The sequence below is a fragment of the Iodobacter sp. BJB302 genome (genome assembly GCF_002735645.1).
Lineage (GTDB): Bacteria > Pseudomonadota > Gammaproteobacteria > Burkholderiales > Chitinibacteraceae > Iodobacter.
Genome location: NZ_PDZG01000002.1, coordinates 68,903 through 93,655, shown reverse-complemented (window position 1 = coordinate 93,655; position 24,753 = coordinate 68,903). Strand labels below are relative to the sequence as shown.

Annotated in this window: 15 protein-coding genes; 4 read left to right on the top strand and 11 right to left on the bottom strand. The window is 51.7% G+C overall.

What is annotated here, in order from left to right; translation table 11 throughout:
* Window positions 1–50: 50 nt before the first annotated feature.
* The 6 genes from serB to mfd all read right to left on the bottom strand — a co-directional run bounded on the left by serB (window position 51) and on the right by mfd (window position 10,969).
* Window positions 51–890 (bottom strand): phosphoserine phosphatase SerB, encoded by an 840-nt coding sequence (gene serB, locus CSQ88_RS01235; protein ID WP_099396305.1) that lies wholly within the window; start codon window positions 888–890, stop codon window positions 51–53.
* 86 nt (window positions 891–976) lie between these two features.
* Window positions 977–1,726: an ABC transporter substrate-binding protein gene (locus CSQ88_RS01230; RefSeq protein WP_099396304.1), complete on the bottom strand. Its 750-nt coding sequence runs from the start codon at window positions 1,724–1,726 to the stop codon at window positions 977–979.
* 71 nt (window positions 1,727–1,797) lie between these two features.
* Window positions 1,798–2,493, bottom strand: a complete 696-nt coding sequence (locus CSQ88_RS01225; RefSeq protein ID WP_099396303.1) for a YecA family protein — start codon at window positions 2,491–2,493, stop codon at window positions 1,798–1,800.
* Between the two features lie 601 nt (window positions 2,494–3,094).
* Window positions 3,095–7,153 (bottom strand): DEAD/DEAH box helicase, encoded by a 4,059-nt coding sequence (locus tag CSQ88_RS01220; RefSeq protein WP_099396302.1) that lies wholly within the window; start codon window positions 7,151–7,153, stop codon window positions 3,095–3,097.
* A 17-nt stretch (window positions 7,154–7,170) separates the two neighbouring features.
* A complete protein-coding gene (locus tag CSQ88_RS01215; protein ID WP_099396301.1) occupies window positions 7,171–7,368 on the bottom strand; it encodes a DUF1737 domain-containing protein in 198 nt (65 codons plus the stop codon).
* Window positions 7,369–7,570: 202 nt separating this feature from the next.
* A complete protein-coding gene (gene mfd, locus CSQ88_RS01210) occupies window positions 7,571–10,969 on the bottom strand; it encodes a transcription-repair coupling factor (RefSeq protein WP_099396341.1) in 3,399 nt (1,132 codons plus the stop codon).
* A 171-nt stretch (window positions 10,970–11,140) separates the two neighbouring features.
* On the opposite strand from mfd, the gene CSQ88_RS01205 reads away from it, so the two are divergent.
* The 3 genes from CSQ88_RS01205 to CSQ88_RS01195 all read left to right on the top strand — a co-directional run bounded on the left by CSQ88_RS01205 (window position 11,141) and on the right by CSQ88_RS01195 (window position 15,359).
* Window positions 11,141–13,645, top strand: coding sequence for an EAL domain-containing protein (locus CSQ88_RS01205; RefSeq protein WP_099396300.1), 2,505 nt, complete (start codon window positions 11,141–11,143; stop codon window positions 13,643–13,645).
* A 76-nt stretch (window positions 13,646–13,721) separates the two neighbouring features.
* Window positions 13,722–14,465, top strand: a complete 744-nt coding sequence (rlmB, locus tag CSQ88_RS01200; protein WP_099396299.1) for a 23S rRNA (guanosine(2251)-2'-O)-methyltransferase RlmB — start codon at window positions 13,722–13,724, stop codon at window positions 14,463–14,465.
* 81 nt (window positions 14,466–14,546) lie between these two features.
* Window positions 14,547–15,359 (top strand): ABC transporter substrate-binding protein, encoded by an 813-nt coding sequence (locus CSQ88_RS01195; RefSeq protein WP_099396298.1) that lies wholly within the window; start codon window positions 14,547–14,549, stop codon window positions 15,357–15,359.
* A 7-nt stretch (window positions 15,360–15,366) separates the two neighbouring features.
* On the opposite strand, the gene CSQ88_RS01190 is transcribed toward CSQ88_RS01195, so the two are convergent.
* The 5 genes from CSQ88_RS01190 to hrcA all read right to left on the bottom strand — a co-directional run bounded on the left by CSQ88_RS01190 (window position 15,367) and on the right by hrcA (window position 23,564).
* The gene (locus CSQ88_RS01190) at window positions 15,367–15,981 is read right to left on the bottom strand and encodes a class I SAM-dependent methyltransferase (RefSeq protein ID WP_180273488.1); all 615 of its coding nucleotides are present in this window, start codon (window positions 15,979–15,981) and stop codon (window positions 15,367–15,369) included.
* Window positions 15,982–16,054: 73 nt separating this feature from the next.
* Complete coding sequence (locus CSQ88_RS01185; protein WP_099396296.1) at window positions 16,055–17,383, bottom strand: DUF3999 domain-containing protein; 1,329 nt, start codon at window positions 17,381–17,383, stop codon at window positions 16,055–16,057.
* Window positions 17,380–21,177 (bottom strand): DUF2339 domain-containing protein, encoded by a 3,798-nt coding sequence (locus CSQ88_RS01180; RefSeq protein WP_099396295.1) that lies wholly within the window; start codon window positions 21,175–21,177, stop codon window positions 17,380–17,382. Before CSQ88_RS01180 ends, CSQ88_RS01185 begins: the two co-directional genes overlap by 4 nt.
* A 239-nt stretch (window positions 21,178–21,416) precedes the next feature.
* The gene (gene mltB, locus CSQ88_RS01175; protein ID WP_099396340.1) at window positions 21,417–22,466 is read right to left on the bottom strand and encodes a lytic murein transglycosylase B; all 1,050 of its coding nucleotides are present in this window, start codon (window positions 22,464–22,466) and stop codon (window positions 21,417–21,419) included.
* Between the two features lie 90 nt (window positions 22,467–22,556).
* Entirely contained in the window at window positions 22,557–23,564 is a 1,008-nt protein-coding gene (hrcA, locus tag CSQ88_RS01170) for a heat-inducible transcriptional repressor HrcA (protein ID WP_099396294.1), read from the bottom strand.
* A gap of 156 nt (window positions 23,565–23,720) precedes the next feature.
* On the opposite strand from hrcA, the gene CSQ88_RS01165 reads away from it, so the two are divergent.
* Window positions 23,721–24,596, top strand: a complete 876-nt coding sequence (locus CSQ88_RS01165) for an NAD kinase (RefSeq protein ID WP_099396293.1) — start codon at window positions 23,721–23,723, stop codon at window positions 24,594–24,596.
* Window positions 24,597–24,753 lie beyond the last annotated feature (157 nt).

The following is a 24,753-nucleotide window of genomic DNA, read 5'->3' as shown; positions in this document are numbered from 1 at the left end:
TGTTGTGCCCGCCCTGCGTATCTCAGTATCTGGGTTTTGTCCCAGGGGCCTTAAATAAAGTAATTCAATACCCCGTCTAATCCCACCTGATTAATGCAATACGGCGCTTCGCGTTGCACCAGCGGCTTGGCATGGCAGGCTACGCCAAAGCCTGCTTCTTTTAGCATGGGTAAATCATTGGCGCCATCGCCCATGGCAACCACCTGATCGGCACGCAGGCCCAGCTCGGCCCGGTATTTGATCAGCTCAGATTTTTTGCGCTCTGCATCCACAATATCGCCAGTCACTTTGCCTGTGAGTTTGCCATTTTCAATTTCTAATATATTGGCAATCGTGCGGGTGAGGCCTAGCTTCGCTTGTAGTTTTTCGGTGAAGAAAGTAAATCCACCTGAAATAAGCAGGGTTTTAGCGCCTGCATCATGAAAGCCTTTGAGCATGGCTTCTGCGCCCGGCATGAGTTTAAGCCGCTCGGTATAAACGCGCTCAAGTGCGCTTTCGTCTAATCCTGCCAACAGGGCCACGCGGCGGCTGAGGCTTTCTTTAAAGTCAATCTCGCCGCGCATGGCGCTGGCAGTAATGGCCGATACTTCTGCTTTAATGCCCTGCATATCGGCGATTTCATCGATGCATTCAATGGTAATCAGTGTGGAATCCATATCCATCACCACAAGGCCAATATCCCGCACGCTGCAGTCTTCCGGGATAAAAGCAAAATCCAGCTGATTGGATTCACAAAAATCGGCAACCGCTTCTTCATTTGCGATATCCGCACCTTGCAAACGAAACGCCTGCTGGTGAATCGCTTCTATGCTGTGCGCGCCAGATAAACGGGCGAGTTGTTTTAAGTTTTGCGTAGCGATTTCTGGTGCTTGGATAACAAGACGATACATATTTATTCTCTGCAGGGCTTGGGGCGAAGGGCTTGATTGTAACTAAACTTGCTGCCTGCTGCGAGATTAGGGATGGAATAGCTGCTTTATTCCTGAGTCGTCTCTTTAAACTGGCTGGATTCACGAACAATGGCTAAGTTTTGCCATATGGCCTGGCTAAGCTTGGGCTGTTTGCTTTGAAATGAGTAGGAAAAAGCCAGGAATAAATCGCTGATTAAAAAGGGCTGCGGCAGTTTTTCAATTTCTTTTGCATATTCAGGGTGGGTTTTAAGTGATCTGTCCCCCTGACGCTCTTCTGCAATCGCAATTTGAATTAGCCCAACGCTAAGCTTTCTGAATAAATCATCTACGGATTGGGAGCTGTCTTCGCTGGGGATTTGTCTTTGTTTTAAAATGCTGGCGGCCATATAACCAGCTTGCACACCCACTGAGCCGGTCAGAGGGAAAAATTGTTTTCCATCCCAATCATTTTTGCTGTCTTTACGCCGGTAAACAGAGCGGGTGGTGGTGAGTAAGCGTTGCTCGTGCAGCGGCTCTGCCTTGCTATTGAGCGGATAGGCCGCAATGCTGCGTCGTTCAGGCAAATAGGCAATGCCAATTACGCCGTCATAGCTGCCTGCCTGAACTTCTTTCAGGCAGCGCTTCCAGGGAAGTGGGGTGTAAATAAAGTGGATGTCAAGCTGATCAGCCACGGTGTTGAGCAGCAGAAAGCTGAATCCCGTACCATTTTTTAAAGTGCTGGGGTAGGCGTCTTCGTTATCAAAGCAAAGCCTGACGGTTTCTTTGGCTGCACAGGGCAGAGCCAAAAGGCAAGCAAGGAGGATAAGGCGTTTCATGGTGCAAGCTCACTAAAATCTACCTTCAGCATAGCGCGCCTCATTCTCTTTGCTGGCTTATTCTGCGTTAATTACGCACCGCAACATTTTTTGAATTTCTTGCCGCTGCCACAGCTGCAAGGATCATTGCGGCCGATTTTTGGGCCCTCGTTCACAATGGTTTCTACTTTGCCAAACTGCTTATTCAGCCACCAGTGCAGCACGTCTTCGATCAGCCATGGCAGCTCGTCGATCAGCGCGTCGCGGGCGTTGGCGCTGAGCACCAGTTCTTCGTCATCAGGATGATGGCCCAGTTCCAGTGTCAGAATTTTAGCAACGATTTCGTAAAGGTCTTCGTTCTCATCCAGGGTATCTTGCCAGAGGTCTTCGCGCAGCAAGACACCGGCTCTGAAGCCCGAAGCCCAGTAAGCACCCAGTGTTTCACGCCATTTTTCATCAATGCCTTCGTCTTGCAGCACGATAGGCACGTATAAAGGCGCTTCGGTTTCTTTATTGCGCGCTTTAAGCGAGAAGGCAGCCTGAATAGCGGCGTGGTGGCGGCGGATTAAACCAATAATCTCGTCTTTTTCTTCTGCATCTTTAAATTCAGGTGCCTGACCTTCAAAGATATGTGGCAGCCATTCTTCTTCTGGCGCTTGTTCCGGGCTGATCGCCAGTGCAACAAAAAAACCATCGATCATTTCCAGATCCATGGTCTCTGCGCCGGTGGCTTCAGACATTAAAAACGCATCAAGGCGTTCCAGTTCGGCTTGCTTTAGTGCTGACATACTGTATTTCCAATTCAATTAAAAAAGTTGCTTGCTATTAAAACCCAAATCTTAAAACACGGAGGACACAGAGAACATGGAGTCTCACGGAGAAATGCGGGTCGTTGATGCGAAGCATTTCGTTTTATTTGTAGGGCGGGTGCAACCCGCCAGATTTAAGGATTAGATGCTCTAAAAACGGCGGGTTTCACCCGCCCTACGCAAATCCATGTATGCCCGCAACAGCTTTGCATAGGAAGGCAAAATAAAATCCTAGGGTCTGTTGACGTTTCATTCACGGCTGCGTTGGCTGCAGTTTTGGGGCTGAACAAGGCAAAAATTGCGACATGGCACGAGTACCATTAGCGATTTTTAACGATGTGCAGCCCCAAAAATGCAGTCAACCCGAAGGGCTGAGCCGGAAAACGGCCATTCACTGCGTTATGCTCCTCGACAATAACCAGTTATTGCCTTCGTCGCATGCCTTGTGCTTGGCCGTTTTCCAGCTCAGCGCAATTGTGAATGAAACGTCAACAGACCCTAGGTAAAGCTGTTTTCTCTGTGGAACTCTGTGTCCTCCGTGTTCTCTGTGGTTCAAGATTTGGGTTTGTTTTTTATAAAATTAATTCCCACCTCGCAGCAACCCCAATAACGCTGCCGTATCCATCTTGCCTGTGGCGTCGCCGCCTTCGAGCAGGCTGTCGGCCAGATCGCGTTTTTCTGCGTGCAGGGCCAGGATTTGCTCTTCGATGGTGTCTTGCGCCACAAGGCGATAAATCGTTACCGGTCTTTGCTGCCCCATGCGGTGCGCCCGGTCCGACGCCTGGTCTTCAACTGCGGGGTTCCACCATGGGTCCAGATGAATCACATAATCGGCGGCGGTCAGGTTTAAGCCTGTGCCACCGGCTTTTAAGCTGATCAAAAACACATCCCCTGTTCCGGCCTGAAAATCATCCACGCGCTTTTTGCGCTCCAGCACCGGCGTGCTGCCATCCAGATATTGGTAGCTGATGCCTTTTTCTTCCAGCCATTCACGCACAATTGCCAGATGATCGACAAACTGGCTGAATACCAGCGCCTTGTGATTGTTCTCCAGCAGCTCTTCGGTAATCTCGCCAAAGGCGGCGAGTTTACTGCCTTCTAAGGTTGAATTGGGAAGTGTGAGCTTAGGATTGCAGCAAAAGCGGCGTAAACGGGTGATTTCGGCCAGCACACGCATGGCGCGGTTTTCATCTGCGCCTGCGGCATCCAGTTTTTCTACCGCTTCCTGGCGCAGTGCTTCGTATAAATGGCGCTCGTCTTTGGATAATTCGACTTTCAGCGTGATCTCGGTGCGCGGTGGTAATTCGCTCAGTACCTGGGTCTTGGTGCGGCGCAGGATAAACGGTTGGATCAGTTTTTTCAAATGTTGCTTTGCGGTTTTGTCACCGCGCTCGATCGGGCCGCTGAATTTGGCTGCAAAGCGCTCTTTTGATCCCAACAGGCCAGGGTTGATAAAGCGGAACAGATTCCATAGCTCGCCAAGGTGGTTTTCAACCGGCGTGCCGCTGGCAATGATTTTGAAATCGGCATTGAGCGCCATCGCAGCCTGGCTGCGTTTGGTGGCGGAATTCTTAATGGCCTGTGCTTCATCCAGCACCACGGTGTGCCAGTGCCGTGCGGCAAAGGCTTCGCTGTCTTGCTGCAGCATGCCGTAGCTGGCGACGACCAGATCAAAAGGGCCTAAGTCGCTGAGATCGCGGTTGCTGTGATAAGTCTGCACTTTAAGCGTTGGCGCAAAGCGCAGCGCTTCGGTCTGCCAGTTCAGCGCCACCGAAAGCGGTGCAATCACCAGCGCCGGGCCTTGCGGCGCGCGGGTTAAGAGCAGCGCCAGCGTCTGCACGGTTTTGCCCAAACCCATATCGTCGGCCAGACACGCGCCCACGCCCCAGCGTGCCAAGCGGGATAACCATTGAAAGCCTTCCAGCTGATAATCGCGCAGGGTGGCTTGCAGGGTAGAGGGCACTTTAGGCTGAAAATCGGCCAGAGAATCGAGCTTGGCTACTTGCTCCTGCCATGCGGCATCGCTTTGCAAATCGCCTACCTCACCCGCCAGCTCGGCCAGCAGCGGCGCTGTAAGGGCGCTGATACGCAGGCCGTCTTTATTGACCTCAGCCAGCACACGCAGCTCATCAAGGCGCTTTTTAAAGGCGGCGGTAAGGGCCAGATAATCGCCGTCGCCCAGCGGCAAGAAGCGGCCTTCGGCTTTATCCATCATTTGCAGCAGTTCACGAAGCGCCAGCACGCGGCCGTCGTCCAGCGTGAGCTCGCCGCCGGCTACAAACCACTCGCCTTGTTTTTTAACCGTAAGCGACATTTGCGCCAGGCCACGCGTGCTGTTGAGGCGGAAACGCTCTCCTTCGGGCCAGACCAGTTGCAGGGTGTCGTCGCCAAAGGCTTTTAGCTCTGCCAGCAGCTCGAGGCAAAGCTCGGGATGGAACAGCTCCCACTCAATGCCATTTTGCTCGGCCTGGCTGAGGGTGGGCGAGCCATCGACCACGCGTTTAAGTCGTTTTTTTTCAGCAGCCAAATCGCGCGCGGCTTGTACTGCCTTGCCTTCGATTTCGCCCAGCACATTTACGCTGCCTTTTGCGGGCGTCATCCAGCTGCCACCAGCCAGTGGGCGCACCAGTAGCTGCATACGCAGGCCTTCCTGCAGCGGCAACAAATGTGCATAAAGCGTGGCATCTGCGGGCACGCTATCCACATGGGCGGCCAGCTCGGGCAAATCGGAGTGAATGGCAATATGTGGGGCAATTGCGGTAATCACATCCACTAGCTGCGCTTTGGCGGCCACCGGCACGGCGAGGCCTGTGCCCAAAATGCCCGCAATTTGTTTGATCTCTGGGCTGCTGCTGTAAATCACTAAGCGGGTTGGGGTTTCTTTTTTCCAGATCAGCGCGGCATTGCTATCCATTTCGGGATCGAGCTGCAGGGTGATCTGGCCTTGTTTTTCTTTAAGCAGCAGCGCCACTTCGCCTTTGGCAATATCGATGCGCACATCAGGCGCATCAAACCAAAACAGGGCGGGGTGGCCAATCAGGTGGATGAGGGCGGACTCGGCATCCAGCTCATAATCGCTGCCGCCGTAGTAGTTGTTGTATGATTTTCTGATGCAGCTGGCCACGCGTTTATCTTGATCTGTCATTCCTGCCAGCGTGTCTTGCTCTTGCAGCATACGGCGCAGCGCCACTGCCCGGCCCTTGCTCCAAACGCCTTTGGCGCTTTTCTTTTGCTCGCGTGGCTCGATACGGATATCACCGTGGCTTTCTTCGACTAGCCATGCGATCCGTGTGTCGCTAGTGCTGGCTGGGCTGCCTGCTTTGAGCTGGCTCAGTGCCACAAGTGCACGTTGCCAGCCTTCTTCACGCACGATGGCGGAAACCAAAGGGGTGAGTTGTAGCTGGGCATGCCAGCCTGGAAGGGTGAGTGGCTTGGCAAACTGGCGGTGGATCAGTACATCTAGCTCGGCCGCAATCCATTGGTAGCCATTTTTTTCGGCTTTACTGCGGGCGGCCATCAGTTTTTTGCACCAGCTATCATCTACATGGCTGTCTTGCCAAAAGAGGGCTAGTGCTTCAAAAAGGCCATCGCAGTCGTCTGGCTGGTGCATAAAGCTGGGTGAGCTGCTAATCAGCGGCAGGCCTTGCACCAGATGATCGCTTAAGGGTTTGAGTTTAAAATAAGCATTGGCGTGCTTTTGCTTAAAGCCATCGTCAATTTGGGCCTTGGCTAGTTTTAGGCTGGCAGGCGTGTTGTGACCTAAGAGCGCCACAATATAAAGCAGACCATCGATGTTTTCTAAAAATAACTTACGCTTACCAGTTTCTTGTTTGATGGCTTTAATCAGTGCTTCGTAAACTTCAACTGCGATAGCGTACTCGCCGCGCAAGGTAGCAAGGGCGGCGAGGTTTTCGGCTAAAAATTGCGAGGGTGTTTTGGCTTGAATTTGCTTGAGCTGGGCCAGATCACCCCGTAGCAGCGCATGGGCGGCTAATTGGCAGCTAAGCAGTGGCCATTCGTGAAAAAGAGAGTCAAATTGGCTGATAGCGTAGTGATAGATGGCGTTGCAATCACTCAAGCTCCATGCACTTTCTAGTAAGGCATCGTGCAGTAATTGGGTTTGGATATCGTCATCTAGCAAGGAAAATAACAACTGACCGCTACTACTGGCAAAAAAATGTTGGGTTAGCTGATGCGTCAAACCAAGGCGCTGTCGCCATTCGCCAAGCAGCTCTAGCTGCCCGCAAAAAGCCGCAAACATCACTTCACGCTGGCAAAATGCCGCGTCGTAATTCTTCCAAGGGGAGTATTCGTGTTGCTGGGTAAATAGCTCACGCAGGCTGCCAACCCAGCTGGGTAGCCAGCCGCTTTGTTTAAGCTTTAAAAGTAGCGGGAAAATTTGCTCGTCTTCCAGTACATAGCCCATGCCTACTTGTAGGGTGACTCGTTTTTGCACCATAAGCCGCGCAAGACAGGCTTTGAGCTTGGGCTGATCATAGGCTTTGCCATCCGCCATTTTTTCTTTGCGTAGCGACAGAAGCGCGAGCTGGCGTGTTTGAGTGGCAGGCTCTTGCAGTAAAGCCATGCTATAAAGCAGCGGCAAATCGTCTGGGTGAATGGCTGGAAGTGAAGTTGGCATAGTGGTCTATGTGAATATTAAAGTGAAGGCCAGAGCACGGCTTGGGCAACGATGACATGCTGGCCATTAAAAGTGGCCGCGGGCGAGCCATAGAGCTGATATCCAAGCGCCAGTGCATCGCTGATTCGCTGGCAGAATGCGGCATCATCGGGGCCAGTGATTAAGCGATAGCGGGGTAGATGGTTGGGTGGTGCTGAGTTTAGAAGTGAGTCCATAAGTGTTCAATAACCTTATTCTAGGAGCGCTTTTGCAAATGTTTACTGATGGTGCGAACGCTGTGCAAAACCTTAAACCACAGAAAAAAAGGAGGACACAGAGAAAACCGAAAATCTACCTTGGGTTTCCTCTGTGGAACTCTGTGCTCTCTGTGTCCTCTGTGGTTCAAGATTTGGGTTTTGATACACAGCCGATCTGGGATTAATGACTCAACTCATGCAGCAGCTCTTTCACCCTCACCACCCGCAGTGGGCTTTCTGGCCAGTTACCCTCTACCCGTAATTTATCCTGGCCACTCATTTTGTAATTCTTTTTGGTCTGGATCAGTTTGATGATTTTCATCGGCTCGATCACGGTGTTAGTGGTAAAGCTGATTACGATGGCGTTATCAGCCGCGTCGATTTTAGCAATGCCAAGCGTGCCTGCAATCATACGCAGGCGGTGGCAATCGAGCAGCACTTTGGCAGGCGCAGGCAAGAGGCCGAAGCGATCGATCAGCTCTTGCATCAGGTCATCCAGATCCTCATTGTTTTCACAATGGGCCAGGCGTTTATAGAGGCTGAGCCGCTCGTTCACATCCGGGCAGTATTCGGCGGGCAGCAGTGCCGGGGCGCGCAGATTGATTTCGGTGGTGACACCCAGCGGCTGCGATAAATCCGGCTCGATGCCTTTTTTGAGTGATTTAACCGCTTCTTTCAGCATCTGGCTGTAAAGCGAGAAGCCGATTTCCTGCATCTCACCCGATTGCGAATCGCCCAGCACTTCACCCGCGCCGCGGATTTCCAGGTCATGCATCGCCAGGTAAAACCCTGCACCCAGCTCATCCATCATCTGAATCGCTTCGAGGCGTTTTTTCGCGTCGCCACTTAAGGCTTCAGGCTCGGGCACCAGCAGGTAGGCGTAAGCCTGGTGATGGCTGCGGCCCACACGGCCCCGCATCTGGTGCAACTGCGCCAGGCCAAATTTATCGGCGCGGTTCATTAAGATGGTATTGGCGTTGGGGATGTCGATCCCGGTTTCAATAATGGTGGTGCAAAGCAGAATATTAAAACGCTGCTGGGCAAAGTCGCGCATCACATGTTCAAGGTCTCGTTCACGCATCTGGCCGTGGGCTACGCCAACACGGGCCTCGGGCAAGAGCGCCGTGAGTTTTTCGCGCATATTGTCGATGGTGTCGACTTCATTATGCAAAAAGAACACCTGGCCGCCGCGCTTTAGCTCGCGCAATACCGCTTCACGGATAATGCCGTCGCTAAATTTGGCGAGAAAAGTTTTAACTGCCAGGCGTTTATTGGGCGCGGTGGCAATGACGGAAAAGTCACGCAAGCCTTCCAGACTCATCGCCAGCGTGCGTGGAATCGGCGTGGCGGTGAGGGTGAGCACGTCCACATCGGCGCGCAGCGCTTTAAGCTGCTCTTTCTGCCGCACACCAAAGCGGTGTTCTTCGTCGATAATCACGAGGCCCAGCTTGTTGAATTCCACATCCGGCTGCACCAGTTTATGCGTGCCGATCACAATATCAACGGTGCCTTCCGCCATGCCTTTCATTGTTGCGGCGGCTTCCTTAGCGCTTCTGAAGCGTGAGATTTCGGCTACTTTAATCGGCCAGTCAGAAAAGCGATCGCTAAAGGTCTGGAAATGTTGCTCGGCGAGCAGGGTGGTTGGCACAAGTACGGCGACTTGCTTGCCACCGGCTACCGCCGCAAAGGCGGCACGCAGTGCCACTTCGGTTTTACCAAAGCCCACATCGCCACAGACTAATCTATCCATTGGCTTATCAATACGCATATCCACCAGCACGGCTTCGATGGCTGCGGCCTGATCGGCGGTTTCGTCAAAGCCAAAGCCTGCTGCAAAGGCGGCGTAATCGTGGAAATCCCATTCAAAGGCGTGGCCCTTACGCGCGGCGCGGCGGGCGTAAAGGTTAAGCAGCTCGGCGGCAGTGTCTCTGACTTGCTCGGCGGCTTTACGCTTGGATTTATCCCAACTGCCGCTGCCCAGCTTGTGCAAAGGGGCTGCATCTGCGCTGCCGCCAGAATAACGGCTGATGACGTGCAGTTGGCTGACGGGCACATAGAGCTTATCGTTGCCTGCGTATTCAATCACCACCAGCTCGGTTTCGCCCTCGCCCAGGTCCATGCTGGTCAGGCCAGAATAGCGGCCAATACCGTGGCCTTCGTGTACCACGGCATCGCCGATTTTTAGCTCAGATAAATCGCGCAGCATTGCGTCAGTATTACTGCGTTTTTGCTGACGCTTACCACGGCTTTGCGCCACCATCTCGTAAAGATTGGCTTCGGTGATAATGGCTAAAGGGCCGTCATTTAAGATAAAGCCGTTATAAAACGGTGCAGCAGTCAGCAGCACTTTATCTTTGCTGGTTTTGATATCGACCCAGCTTTCGATCAGCTTAGGTTTTAAGCCATATTCGGCAAAAAACTGCGCCATGGTTTCACGGCGGCCCAGGCTTTCTGCGCAGAGCAAAATACGCCCGCTGTAGCTGGCAATAAAATCGGTGAGCTTGCTGATGGGATTGTCACTGCGACGGTCTACATTCAGGGCAGGTAGTGCGGTGGTAAAGGCTGATTCGCCGCTGATAAATTCGATACGGCGGTGTTTTTTTAAACCGCTGAATAATGCATCAGGGCTGAGGTAAAGATCTTTGGGCGGGAGAATCGGGCGCTCTTTGTCACCGGATAAATTTCGGTAACGGTCTGAGGTTTCTGCCCAGAATTGTTCGGCGGCTTGCAATAGCTCGCCATGCTGCACCAATACCGCGTCTTTGGGCAGGTAATCAAATAATGTGGCCGTTTGCTCAAAAAACAGCGGCAGATAGTATTCAATCCCGGCCGGGGTGCTGCCGTTGCCTATTTCTTTATAAATACGCGCCTTGCTTGGGTCGCCTTCAAAGACTTCCCGAAAACGCTGCCTGAATTGGTTGCGGCCCTTTTCATCCAGTGGAAATTCACGCGCTGGCAAGAGGCGGATCTCAGGTACGGGGTAAAGGCTGCGCTGGGTGTCTACATCGAAGGTGCGGATGGTTTCAATGATGTCGCCAAAAAGATCCAGGCGAAACGGCAGGGTAGAACCCATAGGGAATAAATCAATCAGCCCACCACGAATTGAAAATTCACCCGGGCCATAAACCTGGGTGACGTGGCTGTAGCCTGCAAAGGCCATATCGGCACGTAGCTGATCTGCATCAAGCTTCTCGCCCTTATTCAGGAAGAAAGTGTAAGCCGCCAGATATTCTACCGGGGGCAAAACACCCATCGCCGTTTGTACCGGCACAATCACGACATCTGCCTGGTTTTGACGGATTTGCCATAAAGCCGCCAGCCGCTCGGAGATTAAATCGTGGTGAGGGCTGAAATGGTCGTAGGCCAGCGTTTCCCAATCCGGAAAAAGCACGATGTTTTTTTGCGGAGCCAGAAAGCTGAGCTCTTCTTTTAAGCGGCTGGCCACCTGCGCATTGGATGTAAACACCACCAGCGGATGCGAAACATCGGCGTAATGGCTTAATGCCAAAGCATCACCAGAGCCATGTAAGGCATTGATTTGGGTACGTTGGCCGTTAAGTGGAAGTGCAGGTAGTGTCATGGCAGATGGCATTCTTAGAAAGCGTAGTGGCGGATTATACCCGTCCTGCCTGATCTGTTTGAGAAAGCTGGGGCTTGATTTTTTTGGGTAACTATCTAATGATGCTTACCAAATATTAGATTTGCCTGTTAGGTATCTAAAAAATAATTAGTTTTGGGGAGAGCAATATTAATGCGTAGGCCATGGCTACAGCAGCTTCTTATTGCTTCAGTATATAGCCTGTCTAGTTTTCTTAGCTGGAAGTTGTCATCGGGGCAGCATTTATTTAACTTACATACAGGTGTGGGTGTTGCGGCATTATTATTATGCGGTTCACGTACTTTATTGACGATTGCATCGGTTTCGTGGCTGTTGCCAGCTTTACAAGGTTACCCTCTATGGGGTGTGGTGCAGCTCTCTTTACTTGAGGTTCTGCAGCCTTTACTGATTGTTTCTTTATTGCCCCAGTTTGTGCTGGATGGCGAGCTGAGGGTAAAAGACAGCTTGCGATTAATCATTGCCGGCCCGCTTGTGGGCGCCTTCTTTGGGGCAAGCTGTGGCGTTTTGATTCAAAGTGTTTTCTTTCCCCTTCCTTCTGTAGCCCTTTTTTCTGACTGGGTTTCATGGTGGCTGGGCGACGCTTTATTTATTCTGATTGTTGTTCCTCTTTGCCTTGGCTTATTACACCAAAAAGCGATGGTCTGGTCTGGTCGTTTGCCTGAAATGATGCTGATTGTGGCCATTGCCAGCTTTGGTGCCATTTTATTGCGGCAGTTTCATGGCTATCAGGAGCTGATGTTCTTATTGTTTCCGCTGATGATTTGGTCCGCCCTTCGCTTAGGCCATGTGGGCAATGGTGTGCTTGGGATTGTGGTCGGTTTATTGGCCATTTTTTCTCATTCAGGTTCGGTGTGGCCCGGCGGTTTGTTATCGAACTTATTGCTGCTGCTTTCAGTGGTGGTGACCGGGGTGGTGCTGGCCGCGTCAAATCAGGAAGAATTTGTGGCCGCCAAAAGCACCCGCCTTGCTGCTCAGGTATTTGGTAATGCAAGTGAAGGTATTCTGATTACCGATGCCAACGCCAGAATTGTGGCGGTAAATCCCGCGTTCAGCCGAATTACAGGTTTTGATTCTGCTGATGCCATTGGCCGTGTTTCCCGGATGTTTAATCAGCGCGGCAGCGGGCGGGCTATTAATCAGTCCATGCTCTCCGAGCTGCAGGCTTATGGGCATTGGCAGGGCGAGATGGAAGACCGGCGTAAAAACGGTGAAACCTATCCGGCCTGGCTGTCTATCAGCGCGGTGCGGGATGAGCAGGGAGGAATGAGTAATTACGTGGGTGTTTTTTCTGATTACACCCATAGAAAAGAAGCTGAGCAGCGCTTGTTTCATCTGGCAAATCATGACCCGCTGACCGGCTTATATAACCGGATGGCCTTGCAGGATCAGCTGCACAGCGCGGTGCAGCGGGCAAAAGATAACCCGTTTGCGGTGCTCTTTATTGATCTGGATCGCTTTAAAACGATTAATGACACACTGGGCCATGAAGTGGGCGATGCGATGCTGGTGATTGTGGCGCAACGCTTGCAAAATGCTTTAAATGAAAATGATGTGCTGGCCCGGATTGGCGGCGATGAATTTACCATTTTACTTGAAAATACGGTGTGCCTTGAGCAGGTGGGCCAGGTGGCAGAGCGTTTGCGTCAGGCCTTGATTCAGCCCTGTTTGATTAATGGTCAGGAATTATTTGTCAGTTGCTCGATCGGAATCAGCGTTTATCCGGGCGACGGCAAAACACCTGCTGCGCTGCTTAAAAACGCAGATGTGGCAATGTACAGGGCAAAAGAAACCGGAAAAAATAATGTGCAGTTTTTTGCCGCCAATATGAATGATATGGCTTTAGAGCATCTGATGATGGAAAACGGCTTGCGTCATGCTTTAGAACGTAAGCAATTTTGTTTGCATTATCAGCCTAAAATTGATCTGGCAAGCGGGCACTTAAGTGGTCTGGAAAGCCTGATCCGCTGGAATCATCCCAGCCTTGGTCTGGTGCCGCCCGTGAGCTTTATTCCGCTTGCAGAAGAAAATGGTCTTATTGTTGCCATTGGCGAATGGGTGTTGTTTGAGGCTTGCCGGCAAATGCGTGTCTGGCTGGATGCAGGATTTAATATTCCCCATGTGGCGGTGAATTTATCGCCCCGGCAGTTTCAAAAAGCCAATCTGGTGCAGCAGGTTAAAACCGCGCTTGCAAATACGGGCCTTGCTGCTTCCCGTTTAGAGCTTGAAATTACTGAAAGCATGATCATGCAGGATCCGCAACGTGCTGTGCAGACCCTGAATGAGCTGAAAGCCATGGGTGTGATGCTGGCCATTGATGATTTTGGTACGGGTTATTCATCGCTTTCAAACCTGAAGCACTTCCCGATTGATAGCCTGAAAATTGACCGCTCCTTTGTCGAGGGGCTGCCGGAAGACACGGATAATGCGGCCATTACCGAGGCAATTATTGCCATGGCGCGAAAATTACGTCTTTCTGTAGTGGGTGAAGGCGTAGAAACGACTCAACAAATGTTATTCTTGCGCAAAAGTGGCTGCCAAAGTGTGCAGGGATATTTATATTCCCGTGCATTATCGGCAGATGATCTCGAGATTTATCTGGCCCGGCAAGGGCTGGTAACAGCCGACTCCATTTTATAAGCCATCTGAAAACGGCCTGAAGAGCGGTTGATGATGGTGATCTATAAAGAGGGTCGGCGTTTTATTAGGTACAGAACTGATGCAAAAAAAATTAATTCACGGCTTTCATGCGGTGGCTTCACGCGTTAAGCGTTTTCCGGACAGTGTTTTAGAGTTGTTTTTCAATGGTAATCGTGCTGACCCGCGTGCTAAAGAGCTGCTGAAACTGGCAGAACAGCAGGGCGTGCATGTGATTATGGTTGATGCCGCCCGCCTGGATGGCATGACAGGCCACGCCCGCCACCAGGGGGTAGCTGCCATGATCGATGCGGGTAAATCCTATGTGGTGCTGGAAGACGTACTGGAAGACCTGAGCGAGCCGCCATTCTTGCTGATTCTGGATGGCATTACCGATCCGCATAATCTGGGCGCTTGCCTGCGCGTGGCCGATGCGATGGGCGTGCACGCCGTGATTGCGCCTAAAGATAAATCGGTAAGCATTAACGCCACCGTATCTAAAGTGGCTTGCGGTGCTGCCGAAGTGATTCCTTACATTATGGTCACTAATTTAGCGCGTACTTTACGTGACTTAAAAGACCAGAATGTCTGGATTGTAGGTACGGATGCCGATGCTAAAACCGACTTGCACCACTTCAACCAAACTGGCCCGCTGGCCTGGGTATTGGGTAATGAAGGCGAAGGCATGCGCCGCCTGACACGTGAATCCTGCGATACGCTGGTATCTATCCCGATGTTTGGTTCGGTAGAAAGCCTGAATGTATCGGTTGCCAGCGGGATTATTCTTGCTGAAAGCCGCCGTCAGCGTGAAATGAATAAATAAAGATTTACCCCCCCCTCCCGGACCTTGCTGTGGTTTTTTGGGGGGGGCACGCTTGTCTGAGATGATTATCTCAATTTACATATGGTCTACACTGGCATAAATTTCAGTGGAGGCCTTATGTTCTTTTATCGCCTGCTTTTATTATTTCTTTCTGCTTCTGCCTGTGCGGCTGAATGGCCCGTAATTAATATCTGCGATGATGTAGCAGAGTGGCCGCCCTATACCTACTATAAACGGGAAGAGGGTATTAAAACTCAGAATGTTAAAGGGTTTTCTGTTGATGTAATACAGGCTGTTTTTGCAAAGAATAAAATTAAATATAAAATTGAATTATTGCCATGGAAACGCTGCCTGTTTGAAGTGGAGCAGGGTAAGCAATATCAGATGATATTAAATGCAACAAAAAACCCGGATCGTGAACGGGCTTATCTTTTTTCTGATTCATTTTATCAGACCCATTATTATTATTTTTACTCTAAAAAAATACACCCCACAGGGCTGAATATTAAATCGCAAGCTGATTTAAATAATTACAAAATGGGGGGTGTTAACGGCTATGCCTATTCTGCGCTGGTGGATGTGGACAAAGAAAAAATAAGCAGAACGGTAGATTACATTGCTTTAGTAAAAATGCTGCATGCTGGCCGGGTCGATGTTTTTGCCGAAGATATTGAAGCGATTGCGGGTATGGGCGAGGTTGGGTCCTACGATTTTATAGGTGATGCCCAGCTGGGTATGGCGGTATTGCCGGGCGTGGAGGAAAATAAATTTCATATGATTATTACCAAAAAAGACCCGCTGGGCGAAGCGCTGAGAGATTTAATAAATAAAGAAATACAGCAAATGAAACGTTCTGGTGAACTCAATAAATTGTTAATAAAATACGTAAAATAAATAAAGGCTAAGAAGCTGCACGCCCTGCTAATAAGGTAAGCGGCCAGATAACAGTGATTTCAGCGTGCCACAGCTCAGCTAAAGCATCCCTGAGTGTATTAACGGGGTTGTAGCCTTCCTGCTGAATAAAACGTGCAGTGGCAGACCAGCTTTGTACATAACCCATTAATTGCTCAAGCTGCCATTTTTCTCTCAGCTCAAAATTGGGGCTGCTTAGCCGGGCAAATGGAAAAGGCAGGCCGGCATAGCCATTTTCAACGTGTTCTCTCTCTGGCGGCCAATAAGCGCCCACGCCGTTTTGATAAAAGTCCTGGAATAATTGATTAATGTGCTCATCGCCAATGATGGGCGTGCCATAGCACCAGGCGGCAATCAGGCCCTCTTTTTTTAAAACTCGTTTTGCTTCCAAATAAAAAGCATCCAGATCAAACCAGTGCAGTGCTTGGGCAATGCAAATAAGATCCACGCTATCGGGGGGCAGCTGGCTATTTGCTGCACTGGTGCACCGGGTAAGTATCTTTGGATTTTCCGGGAGCAAATCCAACTGTGCTTGCCTGACCACTTCCCGCACCACAATCCCATGCCTGTTGTCGCTCAGGGCATAATCCTGCCAGCCACTCAAAAAGAGCTTTGGGGTAATGAGGCCTGCTTGTGAAATAGTGTGCTGAAACCTGTGAAAAGTGATCAGACATGGCTTACTCCTGTACTGGCCGAATCAGTTTCCAAGCCATCGCGCCCAACACTCCTACTGCCAAAACCAGCGCCGCCCAAAGTCCGTAACTACGGGCGGATGAGGGGGCGCTGGCGACGGCTGTTGCCGGAGCGGCGGCTTTAGTGAGCAAAGCGCCGGCCGTTGCTGACGCTACCACGTTGCCGATAATTAAATCTTCCGTATTCAGTGCCGCGCTGCTGACCCGTGCATTGCCAAAGGCCAATACAAATGGTGCTTGCCCTCGGGCGACAAAGGCGATTTGCTGGGGAGTCCAGCCTGCTTTCAGCTGCGGCAGGCCCTGGCCTAGTCCGCCACTGCTTTGATTTACGCTTAAACGCCAGTAGCGATGGTTGTTGGGGCTGATGGATAGTGCAGGGCTGTGGGCTTCGCTTGTTTTGCCTTGTAAGCGGTAAAGCGTGGTGCTTTGCCCGCTTTGCCATGGCTCGGCAGGATTGGCGCGGCTGGCCAGCGATGCTTGCACCACCGTGTTGAGCTGCGGCAAGGCCAGCTCCAGCTTATCAACCGGTGCGTGCACGCCCAGATCAAATTGATATTCTCCGGCTTGTTTAAGCTGTGCGGTGACAGGGGCCAGCCATGCTCTTTTTGCCGGGGCAGATTGCGCCATGGATGATTGCAGGCGCACTTCTTTAAGCGTGAGCGGGGTGTCGCTGCTGATGCGCAGGTATTTGGCGCGGATGCCGCCCAATTCCACTTTCGGCTGGCTGAGCGTTTGCCCCTGATAATCCAGCTGGATGATTTCAGTGCTGCCCAGCGCCCGCCATTGCTGCAAATCGTCGCTGGCCGCCAGCCTGATCTGGCCCTGATAGTTGGCTTCCTGCCAGCTTAGAATCAGCGACTCAAGCTGCCCTTTGATTTGCGAGGCGTCAACAAGATAGCTGAGCTGTTGCTGCTTGCTGACAGTATGACTCTGCGCGCTCAACTGCCCGTCGCTGCGGATCTCAATAGAGACATCGCGCTGTGCAATGCTGGCCTTGCTGCCGTAAGGAAAAAACCGCAGGGCAGTCTGGCTGAGCTGATTTTGCTGCGCTGCTGCACTTGTTTCCAGCGCATAGGGCACCAGCTCACCTGCCGCGTTAAAGACCCGCAAATCGCCTAAGTCGGCCCGCTGGCTGAACTGGTATACCGTGACAGGTACATCCAGCCGGTAAAAGGGCGACGATTCACTGAGTAACAAAGCTTGCAGATGGCTGAAAACAGCGGTTGCCAACGGCGATGGCAGGGGCGATGGCGTGGGTTTTTTCGCGAAAGCCAGCGGGCTGATGCATAAGATCAGCATGCAGATTAATCTCATGGCTCTTCCTTCTTGGGCGGCAGCGGCGATAAATAGCCAATGATGAGCAGTAAGACGCCCACGCCAATAAAGCTGATGATGCGCTCTATGCCGCTGATTCTGGACAGATCGAGCATAAATAGCTTACCGACCACAATAACCAGCAGTGCTGCGCCGCTAAACCAGAGTGATCGGTCGGTCTTGCGGGTGGCATAGAGCATTAAGCCAAAGGCCAGTACCGTCCAGAATATTGAAAGCGAAGCTTGCACCATCGTTGATTGCAATAGTGGCCCCAGCTGATAGGGCACATCGCCCCAATGATGCAAGGTGCGCAGCAATACGCCGTTCAGCCAGACAAACAGCGTGGCACCTGTGCCGATCTTGAGCCATTGCACCGGCAGCCCGCCGCGCAGTTTGTCCACGCGGTAGAGCCAGAGCGCTAGCAGGGCAAAGATGCCGATCTGAATTAAATCGAGCGGATTGATCAGCGGCCAGCGGCTGCCGGCTTGGCTGAGGTTGGCATAGAAAGTCCATAGCCACATCACCAGCATCACCGGCGCGCAGGCAATGGCCAACAGGCGCAGCATGCTGTCCCGTTTGGCAAATTGCAGCGCGGCCAGTGAAAACAGACCCCAGGCCAGCATCAGAATCTGTTGTAAGTTGCTGGAATGCAGTGCTTCGAGCAGGGAGAACGGGAAGGCCAGCAGATGATGCAGGCCGCGCAGCAATGCACCGTTAAACCAAATAAATAAGGTAGCGAGGGCGGCGTAAGCCAGCCAGTTGGGTAGTTCGGCATCGGCAGATGCCGATTTGAAATCACGCCACGCCAGATACAGCGCGCCAAGCACCGCTAGTTGCGCCAGCTCTAGTAAATTAAGCAGCGGCAGATAGCGGACATTAAGCAGGCTGCCATCGCTAAAATTAGCCGCCAATAGCCATGCCCAAAGCACCAGCAGCAAGCCGCGCAGTGCATGGCGAGTCGCCACTGAGGCGTAAGATTCCTCTCTTGCAAAGCGTTTCAGTGCAATGATCGCCAGCGCAGAGATGCCGCTCCAAAATAGCGCAAACACCGCCTGTATCCTGAGCGAATCGATCAGCGTCGTCAGGCTGTAAGCCTCATTGCCAAAATGGTGGAATACTCTGAGTAACTCGGCGTTAAGCCATAGAAATCCCAGTGTCAGCAGAACAGGGGCAGTCCATTTGGATAGATCAAGCAGCTGCAGGCTCAGTAATTTGCGCTTCCAGGCCAGGAGCGCCACCACGCCTGATCCAAGGGCAATATCGAGCGGGTTAAGCAGCGGTAAATACGGCAGCGGATCAGGATTGCCATCGCTGCCCAGCGCAAACAGCGCCCACAGCAGCAAACCTGCCGCCAGCGGTGCCGCGCCCGCAATAAAATAAGTTTGTGGAAAACGCGCAATCGGCCAGCGTATTTTGCTGCCGTAGCCCGCCAGCAACCAAAGCACGGCGGCGCAGATAATGGGCCATGCGGTAGTTCGCCAAACGCCTTCGGGTGCGGCCTTGCTAATCAGCCAGGCCAGTTCGGCGGCAATTAAAATACTGGTCAGCCAAATACCGGCGGTGTGCAGAATGGGCAGTGCTTGCTGATCGGAGTCTTCATGCCGCCACAATAAATAAAGCGCCAGAGGCAGGCTAAGCGGCCAGGCCAGCAGGCCCCAGCCCGCCAGTGGATGAAGGTGCGTTGCTAATACCGGCATGCTGATCAGCGCCAACACAGGAAACAGCACCAGAGCAGGCAGGCGCAGCAGCGGCCATTGCCATTTTTTGCAAGCAAGGCTGGCAAGCAGCGCACTGAAAGTTGCAAACAGGGCGATGGCTGAGGACTGCTCGGTGTGGATAATAAATTGCCAGATTTCATTCAGGCCTGCGCCCGTCCACCACAGCAATCCCCATGCAGCGAGAAGGGGTGAAATTATTTTTCCAGGCTTAAACCACGCCAGAGCCGCTTCTTTTTGCATTAAATAGGCGCTGAAAAACCCCGATAGCGCCAGCATCAGGCCGCCGATATAGCCGCTGTTCAGGATGGCTAAGGCATTGTCGGCTAAGGGGCCGCTATGGTTAAAGAAGGCGATGCCTGCGATGATTTGCAAAGCTAGGGCGCAGCAGAGCGAGCGTAAACGTTGCTGGCGCAGGCTCACCCAGATAATGGCAGCCGCTTCAACGGCCCAGCTGGCGGCGGTGGTGCGGGCATCAAAGGCTAGCGGAATAGCCAGTGTGGCAAACAGCACGCCCAGCGCAAGTAAGGCTTCAAACAGCAAACGCAGCTCGTCGCGTTTTTTTGCCCTTAAAAACTGTGCAATCGATAGATAAAAAGCAGAGAGCACGACGGCGCTGCCAGCGAGCGCAAATTCAATATCATGGACCAGAGCGGCTTGCAGGCCAAACGCTGCCAGCGGCGTGCCAAAAATCAGCGTGCCATCAACATAACTTTTGAGTGCCACTTGCTGGCGCAGGGCGTAGAGCAGGGCAATGCCCACATAAAATAGGAAAAACAAGATTAAAAAGGGCTCGGTACTGGCGAGCAGCTCAGGCTTATATTTAAGTGCGCCCCAGCTGGTGGCAATCCCAAAGGTAAACACAAAGCCCAGCAAATTAAGCGGCCGCCATGTTTTATACCAGGCCATCGCAAAAATACCTGCATTAAGCAGGGCAAAATAGCTGAACAGGGCGATATGGCTGCCGTGGCCGGTGGAAGTCAGAATCGGCGCTAAAAAGCCACCAGTAATACCCATCACCGCCAGCGATCTGGCGTCTTGTTTGATGGCTAAAATGGCCGAAAACACGCCGACCAGTACCAAAAACGCCAGCGCAAATCCGGCCGGAATCACAGCAAATTTCAGCGCAGTAAAAGCGGTGAGATACAGCACGCCCACACCGCCGCCCTGCATAATCAAAGCATATTCGCGGCGCTTGTCCCGTAATCGCCAGCCAATCACCAGCAGCACAATCGCACCAATGGCGGTGCCTGCAAAGCGAAACTCCACTGGCAACATGCTGTTGTCGGCGGCAAATTTAAGCAAAAACGCCAGGCCAAAAAAGAGGATCAGTATCCCGACCCGCACCACGGTATTGCCACCCAGTAGCCAGTCTTTGCCCATTTGAAAGGCTTTGGATAATTGCACGCTGAGCCAGTCTGGCTCTGCAGGCTGCAGGGGGGGCGGCGGTGCAGGGCGGCTTGGCGCAGCTTGCGGGCTGGGGGTAGCGGCTGCTGACGGTGGCTCGGTGGAAGAGAGATCTGCTGAATCTTGTGATTCCCCGGTAATGGTTAGGTTGCTTGCTGTTTGCTGGCTGAGGGTGTTGAGCGCAGCGGCAATATCAGCGGTGCTGGTTTCAGAAGGCATGGCCACTGAAGTATCGTTTATTTCCAGGCTAAGAGGCGCTGTGCTGATTTCTGGTGTGATTTCCTGCCGGGATGCTGGCAGGCTGCTTTCTGCGGGGGGGGCTGCTGATACGGGCGTGCTGCCGGCTTCAAAAACCGGGCTGATCTGGCTGCTGTTTTGTGCTTTAAGCTGCTGCATTTCGTCTTGCAGGGCGGCAAGAGATTGCTCCAGCTGCAATACTCTTTGCTCAAGGCTTATTGGGGCGATGTTGACCTGCGTATTGCCGGGGGCAGGCGGGAGGCGTGAATGATTCCCGCTGGCAGAGGTTTCAGAGTCTTGCTCTGGAGCAGGGTTTTTTTTGCTTAAAAAAATATAGGCAATAAAAGCCAGCAGCCCGGCGCCCAATGCCCCGCCAGTACCAAATTGCAGCCCTCCCCAAATCATGGCAATCAGGATAATGATGCTTGCTTTCATAGTGGCCTCAGGGTTGGGCGTATTGAGGATAAAAAAGAGCCGGAGTCAGGAAGGGGCTCTGCTTTATCTGCTGAAGGGCTGCGTTGCGGCATTGGCCATCAATATAAGCAGTACCTTCAGCTGATCAATTTAATGTGTTGCTTTAGTTCTGATCAATAAATGAAAAGGCTGCACACCCTGTGCCCATGCGGATAATAGCGCACGGGTGTGCAGTGATTAAACTGTGCCCCTTTTACTGTTTAGCGCCATGCGCCGGGTTTTTTGACCGGCTTAACAACGGGCCTGGCAGGCGTTTTTGCTGGTTTTAAATCTTCGCCTTCCTGGTAGCTTTTTAAAATGCTTTCAGAAAGCTGCAATACCGCTGTCGCATAGAGCGTGCTTTTGTTGTAGCGGGTAATCACATAAAAATTATTAAAGCCAAGATAGTGGCTGGTAAAGCCTGGCTCGGTTTCAAGGGCAAATAACACGGCTTTATCTTCGGTATTCACTTCGCTGATTGGTACTACCCCTTTTTGCATCAGCTCGCCCACGGTGTAGTGCAGATTAAATTTGTCGGCAAAAACATCGCTCATATCGGCGTTGATATTGACTGCGGCATAGGCTTGTTGCCCTTTTTCCCAGCCATGTGCTTTTAAGTAATTAGCCACGCTGGCGATGGCGTCGTTGGGGTGATTCCAGATATCACGATGGCCGTTCTGATCGTAATCGACGGCATACTGGCGAAACGATGAAGGCATAAATTGTGGCCAGCCCATGGCACCCGCGTAGGAGCCGGTAAAGTCCATCGGGTCTTCTTTTTCTTCACGGGCCAGTAAGAGAAATTCAGTCAGTTCTTTTTGAAAAAATTCGGCGCGGCGCGGGTAATCAAAGGCAATGGTGCTCAGCACATCCAGAATATGAAAGCTGCCGGTGTTTTTGCCATAATTTGTTTCGGCCCCCAGAATCGCTACGATAACCTCTGGCTCTACCCCGTAGCGCTCGCTGATTTCTTTGATGGCAATCGCGTGCTCGCGCCAGAATTTTGCGCCCGCCAGGCTGCGTGCAGGATTTACAAAATTAACGCGGAAGGTATACCAAGGCCGTGCGGTAGAAGGGCGGTCTAAAATATCCAGCACATTGCTTTTATGCGTGGCCCGGCTAAGCGTTTGCACCAGTTCTTCTTCGCTGAATTGATAAGTTGCTGCGGTAGCCTTGATATAAGCCTGCACATCTTCCCGTGCAACTAAAGCCTCGTCGGCGTGGGCCATGCCCATCAGGCTGACTAATAACAGGGGTAAAAATTTACGCATGGTTTTCGCTTTTCTTAAAGTGGCCCACATTATCTACGAAAGGCAGTGCAATGATGCGGGAATATTAAACAGGAATAACTGGCAAAAATGTCACAAAGAAAGTGCCGAGGATAAGAGCTGGGCGGTGATATCCACGATGGGAATCACCCTTTCATAATCCATACGGGTGGGGCCAATTACGCCTAGTGTGCCAACAATTTCGCCATTGACGCGATAAGGCGCTGTGATTACTGAGCACTCGTCCAGTGGCGCCAAGCCTGATTCGCCACCGATATATATTTTTACACCATCGGCATGATTGCCTAAGTCCAGTAGTTGCAGCAGAGCGGTTTTTTGTTCGAAAAGGGCAAACAACTGACGCATTCTGGCCACATTAAAGGATAAATCGCCAACACCCAGCAGCTGGTGCTCGCCTGCAATCACCACAGAATCACTGCGTTTGCTTAATTCTGCACCTACTGCAACGGCGGCATTCATCAGGCTGACAATATCGCTTTTCAGGCTGACTAATTCCTTTTGTACAATATGGCTTAATGCCGCCAGCGTTTTACCTGAGCAATATTCATTTAAAAAATGCGCGGCTTCAGTCAGCTCACTGGCGGAATAGATGCGCTCGGTTTGTAAAATACGATTTTGTACATCGCCATCGCTGGTCACCAGAATCAGCAAAACACGCCGTTCTGACAGCTGCATAAATTCAATTTGTTTCAGCAAAATGTCATGGCGTCTGGGGCTTTGCACCAGGCCTGCAAATTGGGTCAGCTGCGATAAAACCTGTGAAGCCGCGGCAACACTGCGTTGCGGGCTGTCTACCGGCAGCTGTAATTCGCTCAGGGTGGGGGAATCTAAAGTTTGCACTGTAAGCAAAGAATCAACAAAAAGCCGGTAGCCCAGTACCGTGGGTATGCGTCCGGCCGAGGTGTGCGGGCTGGCCACAAAGCCCAGCGCTTCTAAATCAACCATGGTATTTCTGATCGTCGCAGAGCTGATATCCAGCCCGGAAAAATGCTGCAAGGCTTTGGAGCCAACAGGCTGGCCTTCAGCAATGTAGCGCTCGACGAGGGTTTTAAGTAGAATTTGAGAACGATCGTTCAGCATATTAGGCGGTGAGGGTGGGCTATGTTTCGAATCTTACTTCGTTTTACAAGGAGTTTCGCTTTCGGGCAAGCACTTGCCTGGTGAAAACACCGGGCGAAGCACTTTAATTAACTGACTGCTGCTGTTATTTTTTAAAAAATCGGGTCTAATGAGCTTATGCAAAGTCTACTGTTCAAAACCATCGCTGTTGTGGGGCGTACTGGCACACCCACTTTAGACGAACCCATTCGCCGCCTGGCTGCACTTTTAGCGGCAGCAGGTGTTAAAGTTTTGCTCGATCAGGCCACAGCAGAAGAGCATGGCATTACTGAACATCAGGATGTTAGCCGGGATAATATCGGCAAAGTGGCCGATCTGGTCATTGTACTGGGCGGCGATGGCACCATGCTGGGGGTGGCTCGTTTGCTGGCCCCCTATCGTATTCCTCTGGTGGGGATTAACCAGGGCCGCCTGGGTTTTATGACCGATATCTCGGTTGATGAAATGGACGAGCTGGTGATCGCCATGTTGTATGGCGAATTTATCCCCGAAGAGCGCATTTTGCTTGAAACCACTGTGGTGCGTGATGGTCATGAAATTGACAACGCCTTAGCGTTTAATGATGTGGTGTTCAGCCGGGGCAATACCGGCGCCATGATCGAGTTTGAAATCTTTATTGATGGTCGTTTTGTATACAGCCAGCGTTCGGACGGCCTGATTATTTCAACGCCAACAGGCTCTACGGCTTACGCCCTTGCCTCCGGCGGGCCGATTTTGCATCCAAGCCTGCCCGCGATTGCACTGGTGCCTATTTGCCCGCAATCCTTATCAAATCGCCCGATTGTGGTGAATGACACCTGTGCCGTTGAGTTTTTACTGACCCGTGCCCAAGATGCGCGGGTGTATTACGACAATCAGTCACACTGTGATTTACAAGAAAAAGACCGGGTGCTGATCAGCCGCTACCGCAATACCTTAAGGGTGTTGCACCCGAATAGTTATCACTACTACGACACCCTGCGCGAAAAACTGCGCTGGGGTGAGCGTTTGTAAGTCATTTCTCAATTTAATTTAAAACCCAGATCCTGAACCACAGAGAGCACGGAAGACGCAGTTTACACAGAGAAAACCATTCAAATTAAGTTTTTCTCCGTGATTCTCCGTGTTCTTCTTTACTTCGTGTTTTAAGATTTAGGTTTGTTTCGTGGCA